The sequence below is a fragment of the Streptomyces sp. NTD91 genome, assembly GCF_059510455.1.
The window spans coordinates 46,192-60,556 of the sequence record NZ_JCAJZW010000021.1 but is presented as its reverse complement, the minus strand read 5'-3'; the positions used below and the strand labels follow the sequence as shown (position 1 = coordinate 60,556).

The following is a 14,365-nucleotide window of genomic DNA, read 5'->3' as shown; positions in this document are numbered from 1 at the left end:
CAGACATGGGTCCCGTACTTGCTGACGTGCTCTTCGTGACCGCGCTGATCGGCGCGCTCGCCCTCGTGCACCGTCCCCTCGGCGACTACATGGCCGCCGTCTTCCAGTCCAAGAAGCACCTGCGCGTCGAGCGGTGGATATACCGCTCCGTGGGAGCCAACCCCGACGCCGAGATGCGCTGGCCGGCCTATCTGCGCGGGGTGCTGTTCTTCTCCGCCGTGAGCGTGCTCTTCCTCTACCTGCTCCAGCGGGTCCAGGACAAGCTGCCGCTGTCGCTCGGTTTCAAGCCGATCAGCCCGGCCCAGGCGTTCAACACGGCCGCGTCGTTCGTGTCCAACACGAACTGGCAGTCCTACTCGGGCGAGGTGGCGATGAGCCACGTCACCCAGACCATGGGCCTGGCCGTGCAGAACTTCGTGTCGGCGGCCGTCGGCATCGCGGTCGCGGTTGCGCTGGTGCGCGGCTTCGCCCGGTCCCGCACCGGCGACCTGGGCAACTTCTGGGCCGACCTGGTGCGCTGCATCGTCCGGATCCTGATCCCGCTCTCCGTGATCGCGGCCGTGGTCCTGATCGCCTGCGGCGCCATCCAGAACTTCGGCGACATCCACCACATCACCACGCTCACCGGCCAGAAGCAGGCCATCAGCCCGGGCGCCGTGGCGTCGCAGGAGGCCATCAAGGACCTGGGCACCAACGGCGGCGGTTTCTTCAACGCCAACAGCGCACACCCGTTCGAGAACCCCAACGGCTTCACGAACTGGCTGGAGATTTTCCTGCTGCTGGTGATCCCGTTCTCGCTGCCGCGCACCTTCGGCAAGATGGTCGGCAGCGTGAAGCAGGGCTACGCGATCGTCGCCGCGATGGGCATCATCTGGTTCTTCGCCCTCGTCGCCGTGACCTGGCTGGAGTACGCCCACCCCGGCACCGCCTCGCACCTGGCTGGCGGCGCGATGGAGGGCAAGGAGCAGCGCTTCGGCGAGGGCAACTCGTCGGCGTTCGCCGTGTCGACCACGATGACCTCCACCGGATCGGTGGACTCCTTCCACGACTCCTTCGGCGGGCTCTCCGGTGGCGTGCTGCTGCTCGGCATGATGCTGGGCGAGATCGCGCCCGGCGGCACCGGCTCCGGCCTCTACGGCATGCTGATCATGGCGATCATCGCCGTGTTCATCGCCGGTCTGATGGTCGGCCGTACGCCCGAGTACCTGGGCAAGAAGATCGGCGCCCGCGAGATGAAGCTGGCCGCCGCCTACATCCTGGTCACCCCTGCCCTGGTGCTGGTCGGCGCGGCGCTGGCGATGGCGCTGGGCAAGGGCCAGTCGTCGATGACGAACGCGGGTGCGCACGGCTTCTCGGAGGTGCTGTACGCCTACACCTCCGCGTCGAACAACAACGGTTCGGCCTTCGCCGGTTTCGCCGCGAACACCGAGTACCACAACACGATGCTCGGCCTGTGCATGCTGCTGGGCCGCTTCGTGCCGATGGTGTTCGTGCTGGCGCTGGCCGGCTCGCTCGCCGAGCAGAAGCCGATCCCGGTCACCGCGGGCACCCTGCGGACCGAGAAGCCCCTGTTCACCGGTCTGCTGGTGGGCGCGATCCTGATCATCACCGGTCTGACGTTCTTCCCGGCCCTCGCGCTGGGCCCGCTGGCCGAAGGGTTGGCGTGATGACCACCAACACGCAGAAGACAGAGATCAAGAAGCAGGACTCGATGTCCACTCCCACCCTCGCGCCCCACCAGGACGCGCCGACCGGGCACAAGGCGCCCGAGGGCCGTGTCGGCGGCGGCCTGTTCGACCCCAAGCAGCTGGTCAAGTCGCTGCCCGACGCCTTCCGCAAGCTCGACCCGCGGGTGATGGTCAAGTCCCCCGTGATGTTCGTGGTCCTCGTCGGCTCCGTCCTGACCACGGTCTTCTCCTTCCAGCACCCGGGCGACTGGTTCGGCTGGACGATCAGCGCCTGGCTGTGGCTGACCGTGATCTTCGCCAACCTGGCGGAGGCGGTCGCCGAGGGCCGGGGCAAGGCGCAGGCGGACACCCTGCGCAAGGCCAAGACCGACACCGTCGCCCGCCGGCTGCTCACGGACGGCTCGGAAGAGAGCGTTCCGGGTACCGCGCTGACCATCGGCGACCTGGTGGTCTGCGAGGCGGGCGACATCATCCCCGGTGACGGCGACGTCGTCGAGGGCGTCGCCTCCGTGGACGAGTCGGCGATCACCGGTGAGTCCGCACCCGTCATCCGCGAGTCCGGCGGCGACCGGTGCGCCGTCACGGGCGGTACGAAGGTGCTGTCCGACCGGATCGTCATCAAGATCACGACGAAGCCCGGCGAGACGTTCATCGACCGGATGATCAACCTGGTCGAGGGCGCGGCCCGGCAGAAGACGCCCAACGAGATCGCGCTGAACATCCTGCTGGCGTCGCTGACCATCGTGTTCCTGCTGGCCGTGGCCACCCTGCCGCCGTTCGCCGACTACGCACACTCCAAGCTGAGCATGGTCGTGCTGGTGGCCCTGCTGGTCTGTCTGATCCCGACCACGATCGGCGCTCTGCTGTCCGCGATCGGTATCGCGGGCATGGACCGCCTGGTGCAGCGCAATGTGCTCGCCATGTCCGGGCGTGCGGTCGAGGCCGCCGGTGACGTCTCCACCCTGCTGCTGGACAAGACCGGCACCATCACCCTCGGCAACCGGCAGGCGGCGGAGTTCGTGCCGGTGCGCGGGACGACGGAGGCGGAGGTGGCCGACGCCGCCCAGCTGTCCTCCCTCTCGGACGAGACCCCCGAGGGCCGTTCCGTCGTCGTCCTGGCCAAGGAGAAGTACGGCCTGCGCGAGCGGCACCAGGGTGAACTGGTCGGCGCCGAGTGGATCGAGTTCACCGCCCAGACCCGGATGTCGGGCGTGGACGTCGACGGCCGCAAGGTCCGCAAGGGCGCCACGGCCTCGGTCATCGCCTGGGTCAAGGAGCAGGGCGGCGCCGTCGCCGAGGACGCTCAGGCTCTGACCGACCGGATCTCCGAGGCTGGCGGCACCCCGCTGCTGGTCGCCGTCGAAGACGACAAGGGCGCCCGGGTACTCGGTGTCATCTACCTCAAGGACGTCGTCAAGGACGGCATGCGGGAGCGGTTCGAGGAACTGCGCCGCATGGGCATCAAGACGGTCATGATCACGGGTGACAACCCGCTGACCGCCAAGGCGATCGCCGAGGAGGCGGGCGTCGACGACTTCCTCGCGGAGGCCACTCCCGAGGACAAGATGGCCCTCATCAAGCGGGAGCAGGCCGGCGGCAAACTGGTCGCCATGACCGGCGACGGCACCAACGACGCGCCCGCGCTCGCGCAGGCCGACGTCGGCGTGGCGATGAACACCGGTACGTCGGCCGCCAAGGAGGCCGGCAACATGGTCGACCTCGACTCCAACCCGACCAAGCTCATCGAGATCGTCGAGATCGGCAAGCAGTTGCTGATCACCCGCGGTGCGCTGACCACGTTCTCCATCGCCAACGACGTCGCGAAGTACTTCGCGATCATCCCCGCGTTGTTCGCGGCGGTCTACCCGGGCCTGGACAAGCTGAACATCATGCAGCTGTCCTCGCCGAACTCCGCGATCCTGTCGGCCGTCATCTTCAACGCGCTGATCATCATCGCGCTGGTGCCGCTGTCCCTGAAGGGCGTGCAGTACAAGCCGGTCAGCGCCGACAAGATGCTCCGCAGGAACCTCGGCATCTACGGCCTGGGCGGGCTGATCGCCCCGTTCATCGGCATCAAGATCATCGACCTGCTCATCTCTCTGATCCCCGGGATCGGGTGAAGGACATGAACAACTCCTCCTTTGTGAATCTGGGCCGTATGACGTGGGCTGCTCTGCGCATGCTGCTCGTCCTCACCGTCGTGACCGGCATCGTCTACCCCCTCGTCGTCACCGGCATCGGCCAGGCGGCCTTCCACAGCAAGGCCAACGGCTCGATGGTCAAGGTCGACGGCAAGGAGGTCGGCTCCTCGCTGATCGGACAGAGCTGGAACGTCAAGGGCACCGACAAGCCCGACCCGCAGTGGTTCCAGCCCCGTCCGTCCAACAGTAACTACGACCCGCTGACCACCGGCTCCAGCCAGCTCAGCGCCAGCAACCCCAAGCTGGTGCAGATGGTGGAGGACGCGAAGAAGCAGGTCGCCGAGTTCAACGGCGTACCGCAGTCCGAGGTGCCCAAGGACGCGGTGACCGGATCGGCCTCCGCGATCGACCCGGACATCTCCCCGGCGTATGCGGATATCCAGGTGGGCCGCGTGGCCAAGGCGAACGGCCTGTCCGTCGCCCAGGTGCAGAAGCTGGTCAAGGAGCACACCGACGGCCGCACCCTCGGCTTCATGGGTGAGCCGCACGTCAACGTCCTGGCGCTCAACATCGCGCTCAAGGACCTTCTGGCGAAGCAGTGACGGGATCACCCGACATGCGTGGGAGTCGACGGCCGGGGGAAAATCCCGGGTCCGTCGACTCCCGCTGTCATGACGACAGGAGAGGCACACACCCATGACCAGGGTGCTCGTGGTGGAGGACGACCCGCAGCTCGTTCGGGCCCTCGTGATCAACCTGCAGGCACGCAACTACGGCGTCGACGCCGCCCCCGACGGCGCCACCGCGCTCCGGCTGGCGGCGGCCCGCCAGCCGGACGTGGTCCTGCTCGACCTCGGCCTGCCCGACATGGACGGCACCGACGTCATCAGGGCCCTGCGTGGCTGGACCCGCGTCCCGATCATGGTCCTGTCCGCACGTCAGTCGTCCGGCGAGAAGGTGGCGGCCCTCGACGCGGGCGCCGACGACTACGTCACCAAGCCGTTCAACATGAACGAGCTGCTCGCCCGGCTGCGGGCGGCCGTCCGCCGCACTGAGGACACCCCGCTCGTCCCGGAGACGACGCTGGTCGAGACGGAGGACTTCGCCCTCGACCTGCTGGCCAAGAAGGCCGTACGGGACGGACGGGACGTACGGTTGACGCCGACCGAGTGGCACCTGCTGGAGATCCTGGTGACGAACCCCGGCCGGCTGATCACCCAGAAGCGGCTGCTCCAGGAGGTGTGGGGTGTCTCCCAGAGCAACAAGACCAACTACCTGCGCGTCTACATGGCCCAGCTGCGGCGCAAACTGGAATCGGACCCCTCCCATCCCCGCTATCTCATCACCGAGCCCGGCATGGGCTACCGCTTCGAAGGATGAACATGGCACGCGGCAAGCTCCGGATCTACCTCGGCGCGGCACCGGGCGTGGGCAAGACCTACGCGATGCTCTCCGAGGCACACCGCCGAGTGGAACGGGGCACCGACTGCGTCGTGGCCTTCGTGGAGCATCACGGCCGGTCGCGCACCGAGGTGATGCTGCACGGCCTGGAACAGGTCCCGCGCAAGGAGATCGACTACCGGGGCAGCGTCTTCACCGAGATGGACGTCGACGCCGTCCTCGCCCGCCGCCCCCAAGTGGTCCTCGTCGACGAACTCGCGCACACCAACGTCCCCGGCTGCCGGAACAGCAAGCGTTGGCAGGACGTCGAGGAGCTGCTCGCGGCCGGCATCGACGTGATCTCCACGGTCAACATCCAGCACCTGGAATCGCTGGGCGACGTCGTGGAATCCATCACCGGGATACGGCAGCAGGAGACCGTCCCCGACGAGGTCGTACGGCGCGCCGACCAGATCGAGCTGGTCGACATGTCCCCGGAGGCACTGCGGCGCCGGATGGCGCACGGCAACATCTACAAGTCGGACAAGGTCGACGCGGCCCTGTCCAACTACTTCCGTCCCGGCAACCTCACCGCTCTGCGCGAGCTGGCACTGCTGTGGGTCGCCGACCGGGTCGACGAGTACCTGACCGAGTACCGCAGCCAGCACCGGGTCTCGAAGATCTGGGGCTCGCGCGAACGGATCGTGGTCGGGCTCACCGGTGGCCCCGAGGGCCGCACCCTCATCCGCCGGGCCGCACGCCTGGCTGAGAAGGGCGCGGGCGGCGAGGTCCTGGCCGTCTACATCTCCCGCAGCGACGGCCTGACCTCCGCCTCCCCGAAGGAAGTGGCGGTCCAGCGCACCCTGGTGGAAGACCTGGGCGGCACCTTCCACCACGTGGTCGGTGACGACATCCCCGCCGCCCTGCTCGACTTCGCGCGCGGCGTCAACGCCACGCAGATCGTCCTCGGCGTCTCACGCCGCAAGGGCTGGCAGTACGTCTTCGGACCCGGCGTCGGCGCCACGGTGGCCCGGGAATCCGGCCCCGACCTCGACGTCCATCTCATCACCCACGACGAGGTCGGCAAGGGCCGAGGACTGCCCGTCGCCGCAAGGGGCGCGCGGCTCGGCCGGGCCCGGCTCATCTGGGGATGGCTGGCCGGAATCGCCGGGCCGCTGCTGCTGACCTGGCTGCTGAGCAGTGTGCTGCCGCACCTCGGGCTGGCCAACGACATGCTGCTGTTCCTGACCATGACGGTGGCGGCGGCGCTGCTCGGCGGCCTGTTGCCCGCACTGACCTCGGCGGTGGTCGGATCCGCCCTGCTGAACTGGTACTTCACCCCACCGGTCCACACCTGGACCATCGCCGACCCGAAGAACATCGTCGCCATCGCGGTGTTCTTCGGCGTCGCCGTCTCCGTCGCCTCAGTGGTGGACCTGGCCGCCCGCCGCACCCACCAGGCCGCCCGGCTCCGCGCCGAGTCGGAGATCCTCTCCTTCCTCGCCGGCAACGTCCTGCGCGGCGAGACCACCCTGGAAGCACTCCTGGACCGGGTCCGCGAGACCTTCGGCATGGAGTCGGCGGCCCTGCTCGAACGCGAGAACGACGTCGCTCCCTGGACCTGCGCCGGCAGCGTCGGCCCCCGCCCCTGCGCCACCCCGGACGCAGCCGACGTGGACGTCCCGGTCGGTGACCATCTGACTCTGGCCCTCTCCGGCCGTGTCCTGCCTGCCGAAGATCGCCGGGTACTGGCCGCCTTCGCGGCCCAGGCCGCCGTCGTGCTGGACCGCCAGCGCCTGCAGCAGGAGGCCGACGAGGCGAAGGCCCTGGCCGAGGGCAACCGCATCCGCACCGCCCTGCTCGCCGCCGTCAGTCACGACCTGCGCACCCCACTCGCCGGCATCAAGGCCGCCGTCACGTCCCTGCGTTCGGACGACGTGGAATGGTCCGAGGCCGATCAGGCAGAGCTCCTGGCCGCCATCGAGGAGGGCGCCGACCGCCTCGACCACCTCGTCGGCAACCTGCTCGACATGTCCCGCCTCCAGACCGGCACCGTCACACCGATCATCCGCGAGACCGACCTCGACGAGGTCATCCCCATGGCGCTCGGCGGCGTACCCGAGGACAGCGTCGACCTCGACATCCCGGAGACGCTGCCCATGGTCGACGTCGACCGCGGCCTGCTGGAACGCTCGGTCGCCAACGTCGTTGAGAACGCGGTGAAGTACAGCCCGCCGGGGCAACCGGTCCTCGTCTCGGCCAGCGCCATAGCGGACCGCGTGGAGGTCCGGGTCGTGGACCGCGGCCCCGGCGTCCCGGACGAGGACAAAGCCCGCATCTTCGAACCGTTCCAGCGCTACGGCGACTCCCCGCGCGGCGCCGGCGTCGGCCTCGGCCTCGCGGTGGCCCGCGGCTTCGTGGAGGCCATCGGCGGCGCCCTCAACGCCGAGGACACTCCCGGGGGCGGCCTCACCATGGTCCTCACCCTGCCGACGGCACCCCAACGCCGCCCTGAGGAGCCCCAGCGCACATCCGCCGCCACGACATAAGCGGCCGAGCCCGCAAGCGTTCAGGCTCCCGGCGCAGCCCGAAGGGCCCGGCCGATCAGAGGGACTCTCCTTTGCACACGGGCGAAGGGAGTGCCGCCGCCCGGCTCGCTGGGCTGTGCACACTTCTCGCCGGCCTGATTCGCTTGCACTTAGGGCGCGCGGAGGGCACGCCACTTCCAAAATTGGGACTAGACAACAAGCAAACCGCAGGTCGCCGACGTGGGCTTTCAACCTGGAGCGGGTGACGAAAATCGAACTCGCGCTCTCAACTTGGGAAGCTGATGTTGCGCGCCTTCTGTGAAGGAGCTGCCCTTCTTGAATCCGGCGGCATCCCTTTCAAAGCACAACTGACCCGCGCAGCGCTCGACGCGTACTCCACTGACCTCGGCCACGAATGTTCCGCTTATTGGTGCCGGCGGCCGTCCGGGTAGGTTCGTCAGAACGGCAGCCACCTCCACCGTACGGCGGCGGCCACAGGGGCCGGGGTGCGGCATTGATGGGCGCGGGTGCCCTGTCCGGACGGATCAGCGGGTGCGATCGCAAACCGGTCGAGGGAGACAGCGTTTCAGGAGCACGGACTTCATGAGGCGACCGCGCCGTGGGTGCCGGCGCAGCCGATCTCCCGCCGAGGCCGGACCAGAGCGTTCCGGTGCGGCCTCGGCCTCTCACGGCTCCGCGTAAAGGTCCCGTCGGAACGGTTCCCGAGGGCCTCAACGTATAGCCCGCTATCACGCAACCATCACGAACTGGGCGGACCCTCCCGGCGCAGAAGGACCTGACCTGCGATTTCATGCCCGCCTTGGACTGGCCTGGACGCCCATGGACGGCCCCTACAACCTGTGCCATGTGGTACCCAGTGAGGGTCCCAAGATCAGGACAGGAGCCTCTTCTGGCCCGTCAAAGCGGTATTGCAGGGTGTTCGACGGTGTCTCACTCACGCGTCAGACCCTCTCATCTGTCACGAGATGTCACATCGCCGGGGTGAACCTAGCGGACCTTAGCCCTCTCGCGTCGGCATGTCCGGACACTGCCGGAACCGTTGAGCGTCTAGGTATGTGGTTCTCCGGCGTGTACTCATGACCGCGTCGACAGTGGACCCTCCGGGCGCGTTCCTGGTAGGAGACTTGGCCGTAGCCGGATGGGCCCTCCCGGTCACGGCTTTCGGTCCACAACCGGCAGCCGCACTCCGAGTCCGCCGGCCATACGGCTCGGCAAGTCGCTCGGCTGGTGGAACGCGTGGCTCACGCTTGCCCCTCCGCCGCACCCCCGTGCAGGCCGTCCCATGTGGTGGCGGCTCCGCGGAGGTCCTCTACATCCGGCTTGACGTACCACCTCTCGGTCGTCTTTGCGTTCGTATGCCCGGCCCATCGCGCGAGGATGTGGTCCGGCACGCCGTTGTTGGCTAGGAAGGTGAAGCACGGCGAGCGGGCGTCGTAGAGCCTGACGCGACGGAGGCCGAGAAGCTCCACGCATGTGAGACGCCCGCGGTCGTGCTGACCGGCGCGGGCGACGTCTTCTGCGGTGGGGTGGACGCCGCGCGACTCGGCCAGGGTGACCCGGCGGAGTTCGGAGCGGCGATGGTCGAACTGTTCAAGACACTCCCGGCCCTCGGCGTCGCCGTCATCGCCGCGGTGAACGGCGACGCCCTCATGTCGGGCTTCTCACTGGTATGCGCGAGCGACATCGTGGTCGCCGCCGAAGGAGCCAGGCTCGGCACTACGGAATCAAGCCTGGGTGCCTGGCCCATGGTCGCCTCTGTTCCCGTCCTGCACACCCTTGGACGTCACCATGCGTTCCAGAACCTCCTCACCGGCGACCCGTTCGACGCCCAACGTGCCTACGAAATCGGTGTTGTCAACGAGGTGGTCCCCGCCGACCGGCTGCGCACGGCTACCGAAAGCTGGGTCGCCCGCGCCACGCGATCGCGTGTGCTGGCCGGTGGCCGCCGCAACGCCGAACGCTTCCTGTCCCTCCCCTACGACGAGGCGCTGGAAGCAGCCCTCACCGAATTCGTCAACCTGTTCACCAGGAGCACGCCATGACAACCCCCTGTCCCATGGCGGTACGAAGGCCTGCCGGACATGAGCGCCCGCGAGCGCGAGCGGCCGGCGCGACGGCAAGTGATCGCGGCACGTCTTCCTTGAACCGGGACGTGCGCGGACACGGCCCGCACCGGCGCTCGGCCGGGTGGCATTCGAGGGAAGCGGGTGGGCGATGAGCCGGCACACCGACGTCGACGTCGTCATCGTCGGGTACGGCCCGGTGGGGCAGTACCTTTCCTACAAGCTGGGGCGCCTGGGCTGGACCTCGGTCTGCATCGAGCGGCACTCGGGAGCCTACGAATTCCCGCGTGCGGTCCACTTCGACGACGAGATCGCCCGGCTGTTCAACAGCATCGGCCTGGACGCCGACACCAATCCCGCGATCCAGCAGTTCGACGTCCCCTACCGCTGGGTGAATGCGGACAAGGAGGTCCTGCTCGAGCTGGTGTGGCGCGGCCGCGGGCGCTCGGGATGGAACGTCAACAACTTCTTCTACCAGCCCCACCTCGAGCGCGAGATCAACGACATCGTCGCCACACAGACCGGGACGCAGGTGCTCCGCGGCTGGGAAGCGGTCGAGGTCGTCCAGGACGACAGCGTCGCCACAGTGGTGGCCCGCCCGCACGAGGGCAGCCCGGACTCCGAGACGCGGTCATTCCGGTGCCAGTACGTCGTCGGTGCCGACGGCGCGAACTCGTTCGTGCGCAACAACATGGCGGTGACGACCACCGACCTCGGGTTCGCGTTCGACTGGCTCATCGTCGACCTGCTTCCGCACGAGCCGCTTGAGCTCGAAGCGCGCGCATGGCAGTGGTGCCGACCCGAACGTCCGACCACGGTCATCCCCGGTGGTTCGCCACATCGTCAGCGGTTCGAGTTCATGCGACTTCCCGGAGAAACGGTCGAGGAGCTCAACACCGCGCGAACGGCATGGCGTTTGGTCGGCGAATTCGGGCTGGCCCCGGACAACGCGGTCCTCGAACGGCACGTGGTCTACACGTTCGGCGCACGCTGGAGCGACCGCTGGCGCGATGGGCGGCTGTTCATCGCCGGCGATGCAGCGCACCTGACGCCGCCGTTCGCCGGCCAGGGCATGTGTGCCGGCATCCGCGACGCCGAAAACCTGGCATGGAAGCTCGACGCGGTTCTGCGGAAGAAGGCACCCGACTCCCTGCTCGACACGTACGGCCCGGAGCGCATCGAACACGTCCGTCATGTCATCGAGTTGTGCGTGGGCCTCGGCCAGGTGATCTGTGTGACCGATCCGCAGGCGGCCGCCGTGCGCGACGCCCGGATGAAGGCAGCCCTCCAAGACCCCGAGCTCGTTCCTGCGCCTCCCCCGCTCCCGCGCCTCGGGCCCGGCCTGACCGGCAGCCATCCGGAGGCCGGATACGTGTCCTACCACGGGCGCGTGACCGCGGGCGGAGTCAGTGGCCGGTTCGACGACATCCTCGGTCACGGCTGGACAGTACTGGGCCGACCCGGCGCCTTCGCCCCGCTGCCGCACGGGACCCGTGCCTGGGCGAACGACCACGGTCTGCGTTTCGTCGAGGTCGGCGAGGGGGCGCCGGTCTCCGACGACGAGGGCGTCTACGCTGCCTGGTTCGACGACCTGGATGCCGACGCGGTCGTCATCCGCCCGGACTTCTACGTGTACGACGCCTGCGCCGCCCAAAGCCTGGATGCCGTGCTGCGCCGCCTGCGCTCGTCCCTGGTCGTCGACGACGTCACAAAGGTCTGACCCATGGAGTTGCGACCTGGCTCGCTCGGACTCGGGAAAACGCGCCGGCCTCTGGGTGCGGAACACGCCGTGACAAGGATGAGTCGCCATGCACTTCGTTCATGAAGTCCCCCGATCGAGGGTGGTGTTCGGTGTCGGCAGGCGGCTTGAGCTCGGCGCCGAGTTGGCCCGGCTCGGGCTGACCCGGCCCCTGCTCGTCAGCGCCTCCTCCTCCAAGGCCGGGCAGGAGATGTCCGACCTGCTGACGCCGCTGCTCGTCGGTCACTTCGACGAAGTAGCCATGCACGTTCCGGTAGACGTAGCCGCGCGAGCGGTGCACGCCGCACGCGTCGCCGCGGCCGACTCTGTCGTGGCGGTCGGCGGCGGTTCTGCGATCGGCACCGCAAAGGCCATCGCGAAGGACACGCACCTGCCGATCCTCGCCGTACCCACCACGTACGCCGGGTCGGAGATGACGCCGATCTGGGGTCTCACCGACGACCGGCGCAAGACCACCGGGCGCGACCCGCATGTCCTGCCCCGGGTCGTCATCTACGACCCGGAGCTCACCGTGTCGCTTCCGCCCGCGCTCACGGCCGCGAGCGGCATGAACGCGCTGGCGCATCTCGCCGAGGGCCTCTACGCGCCGCAGGTGTCTCCCTTGGCCGCGCTCACCGCGCACGAAGGGATCCGGGCGCTTGCGGCGGGTCTGCCCAAGGCGGTGGCGGAACCGGCGGACATCAACGCCCGCACCGAGGTGAACTACGGCGCCTGGCTCGCCGGCTGGACGCTCGGCACCACCGGGATGGGCATCCACCACAAGATCTGCCACACCCTCGGCGGCACCTACGACCTGCCGCATGCTCCCTCCCACTCGGCGGTCATCCCGTACGCGCTGGCCGTCAACGCCCATGCCGCACCGACGGCGATGGCGGCCGTAGAGGCTGCGTTCCGGGCGGCCGGCCTGGACGTCGACCACGCGGCAGGTGCGCTGTGGGACCTGCGCAGGGAGATCGGGGCCACGCAGTCCCTGTCCGCGCTCGGTTTCCCGGCCCAGGAGATCGACGCGGCGGCGGACATCGTCGTGCACAGCCGGCCGGTCAACCCGCGCCCGGTCGACCATGCCTGCGCCCGCGCGGTTCTCGCCGCCTCCTGTGCAGGTGACCGCCCCGCCGTCTTCCTTCCCTGACGAGAGAGACGACCATGGACAAGATGGCCGAGGACGACCTGACCGACCAGGCCGTCTCCCGACTTGAGGCGACCCCGGACCCACGGCTGCGCGAGGTGATGTGCGCCCTGGTGCGGCACCTCCACAGCTTCGCCAAGCAGGTGCGGCTGACGGACCAGGAATGGCTGGCCGGCATCCGCTTCCTCACCGCGGCCGGTCATATCACCGACGACACGCGGCAGGAGTTCATCCTTCTGTCGGACACGTTGGGGCTGTCCTCGCTGGTGGACCTGATCAACCACTCCGACGTCGAGTCGCTCGCGACGGAGCCCACCATCCTGGGACCGTTCTACGTGCCGGGCTCACCAGACCGCGACTTCGGTGCCTCCATGGTCGAGTACGACGACGGCGGCCCGCCGGCGCTGCTCAAGGGAACCGTGCGGGACGAAAACGGACAGCCGATCCCGGGCGCACGCCTCGATGTGTGGCAGAACTCCGCCACGGGCTTCTACGCCGTGCAGCAGCCCGGCCTTCAACCGCCGACGAACCTGCGCGGCGTGTACCGCACCGACGAGCACGGCCGCTACGAGATCCGCACCGTCAGGCCGGTGCCCTACCCCATTCCTGCCGACGGGCCCGTTGGCCGGCTGCTGGCCGATACCGGACGGCACCCGTGGCGGGCGGCGCACATCCACGCCAGGGTCTCGGCCCCGGGCTTCGAACCGCTGACCACCCATGTTTTCGACCGCGACAGCCAGTACCTGGACTCCGACTCCGTTTTTGGCGTCAAGGAGTCACTGATCCGCGTTTTCGTGCCCGGCGAGGACGGCGTCCTGCACTGCGAGAGCGACTTCGTCCTGTGCCGGACAGGACAGTCCGCCGCATCCGCGTAGGGACAGGGGACGATGCCCGTCGCCCCGGAGAGGGCCGGCACCGCCTCAGACAGCCCCAGAGGCGTTCGGCTTTACAGAGGCGGAGGCTGTGACCGTTGGTCGCGAAGGGTCCTGGGCCGTATCTACCGTAAGAACTCCTAACAGAATGGCTCGGGGATGGGGTGAGCCGGGTGGCGGTCACTCGACACCGTTGCCACAGTGGACGGCTGCCGCCCTCCGATCCGGCCAAAGGGAGGACCTGGCTGCCCAGGCCCGGCTTGCCCTCAGTCGGCTGTGGCCCGGAGCGCCTAGGCTGTCACCGCTACGGAAGGGCGGTGCCATGAATGCTGACTCCCGGACCAGGGCCGCTGTCGAGGAGCATTGGCGGGCCTCGGAACGCGGGGACACCGAAGCCGAGCACGCCATCTACGCCACGGACGCGATCCTGGACTACCCGCAGTCAGGCGAGCGGTTCCGGGGCCGAGCGGCGATCTCGGCGCAACGCGGCGGGCACCCGGCCGACCGACACTTCACCGTCCAGCGGATCACCGGCCATGCGAATCTGTGGGTGAGCGAATGCCTCATCACCTACGACGGTGTGCCTTCGTACTCGGTGAGCATCATGGAATTCGCTGACCAACACGTGGTGCACGAGACGCAGTACTTCGCCGACCCCTTCGGCGCGCCGGCCTGGCGGGCCGCGCTCGCGGAGCGGATGCCGGGCCGGACCATCGCCGGAGCCTGATTCTTGGCCTTGCTGGGTCGGCCAGGTGACGAGCCTGTCACTTTGTTGAAGTTCCAAGAA

At 68.6% G+C, this 14,365-nt stretch carries 10 protein-coding genes and 1 tRNA gene; 10 read left to right on the top strand and 1 reads right to left on the bottom strand.

Translation table 11 applies throughout. The features are described 5' to 3' along the window. Positions 1–5 precede the first annotated feature (5 nt). The 5 genes from kdpA to AC5WRT_RS21815 all read left to right on the top strand — a co-directional run bounded on the left by kdpA (position 6) and on the right by AC5WRT_RS21815 (position 7,758). A complete protein-coding gene (gene kdpA / locus AC5WRT_RS21835) occupies positions 6–1,667 on the top strand; it encodes a potassium-transporting ATPase subunit KdpA (RefSeq protein ID WP_496095156.1) in 1,662 nt (553 codons plus the stop codon). Next, positions 1,667–3,808, top strand: coding sequence for a potassium-transporting ATPase subunit KdpB (gene kdpB, locus AC5WRT_RS21830; protein WP_496095155.1), 2,142 nt, complete (start codon positions 1,667–1,669; stop codon positions 3,806–3,808). Before kdpA ends, kdpB begins: the two co-directional genes overlap by 1 nt. A gap of 38 nt (positions 3,809–3,846) precedes the next feature. After that, positions 3,847–4,431 carry a potassium-transporting ATPase subunit KdpC gene (gene kdpC, locus AC5WRT_RS21825; protein ID WP_496095154.1) on the top strand — a complete coding sequence of 195 codons (585 nt, stop codon included), beginning with the start codon at positions 3,847–3,849 and terminating at the stop codon, positions 4,429–4,431. 94 nt (positions 4,432–4,525) lie between these two features. Further along, positions 4,526–5,209 (top strand): response regulator, encoded by a 684-nt coding sequence (locus AC5WRT_RS21820; protein ID WP_496095153.1) that lies wholly within the window; start codon positions 4,526–4,528, stop codon positions 5,207–5,209. 2 nt (positions 5,210–5,211) lie between these two features. Next, positions 5,212–7,758 (top strand): DUF4118 domain-containing protein, encoded by a 2,547-nt coding sequence (locus tag AC5WRT_RS21815; RefSeq protein WP_496095152.1) that lies wholly within the window; start codon positions 5,212–5,214, stop codon positions 7,756–7,758. A gap of 233 nt (positions 7,759–7,991) precedes the next feature. Here AC5WRT_RS21815 and AC5WRT_RS21810 read toward each other — a convergent pair. Next, a tRNA-Gly gene (locus AC5WRT_RS21810) sits at positions 7,992–8,114 on the bottom strand. A gap of 1,134 nt (positions 8,115–9,248) precedes the next feature. Between AC5WRT_RS21810 and AC5WRT_RS21805 the strand changes: the two genes are divergently transcribed. The 5 genes from AC5WRT_RS21805 (at position 9,249) to AC5WRT_RS21785 (ending at position 14,305) form a co-directional block, all read left to right on the top strand. After that, complete coding sequence (locus AC5WRT_RS21805) at positions 9,249–9,800, top strand: enoyl-CoA hydratase/isomerase family protein (protein ID WP_496095151.1); 552 nt, start codon at positions 9,249–9,251, stop codon at positions 9,798–9,800. A gap of 172 nt (positions 9,801–9,972) precedes the next feature. Beyond that, positions 9,973–11,541, top strand: a complete 1,569-nt coding sequence (gene mhpA, locus AC5WRT_RS21800) for a bifunctional 3-(3-hydroxy-phenyl)propionate/3-hydroxycinnamic acid hydroxylase MhpA (RefSeq protein WP_496095150.1) — start codon at positions 9,973–9,975, stop codon at positions 11,539–11,541. An 88-nt stretch (positions 11,542–11,629) separates the two neighbouring features. Next, positions 11,630–12,709 (top strand): maleylacetate reductase, encoded by a 1,080-nt coding sequence (locus AC5WRT_RS21795; protein ID WP_496095149.1) that lies wholly within the window; start codon positions 11,630–11,632, stop codon positions 12,707–12,709. 14 nt (positions 12,710–12,723) lie between these two features. Next, positions 12,724–13,581 carry a dioxygenase family protein gene (locus AC5WRT_RS21790; protein WP_496095148.1) on the top strand — a complete coding sequence of 286 codons (858 nt, stop codon included), beginning with the start codon at positions 12,724–12,726 and terminating at the stop codon, positions 13,579–13,581. 319 nt (positions 13,582–13,900) lie between these two features. Next, positions 13,901–14,305: a nuclear transport factor 2 family protein gene (locus tag AC5WRT_RS21785; protein WP_381102081.1), complete on the top strand. Its 405-nt coding sequence runs from the start codon at positions 13,901–13,903 to the stop codon at positions 14,303–14,305. The last annotated feature ends 60 nt before the right edge of the window (positions 14,306–14,365 follow it).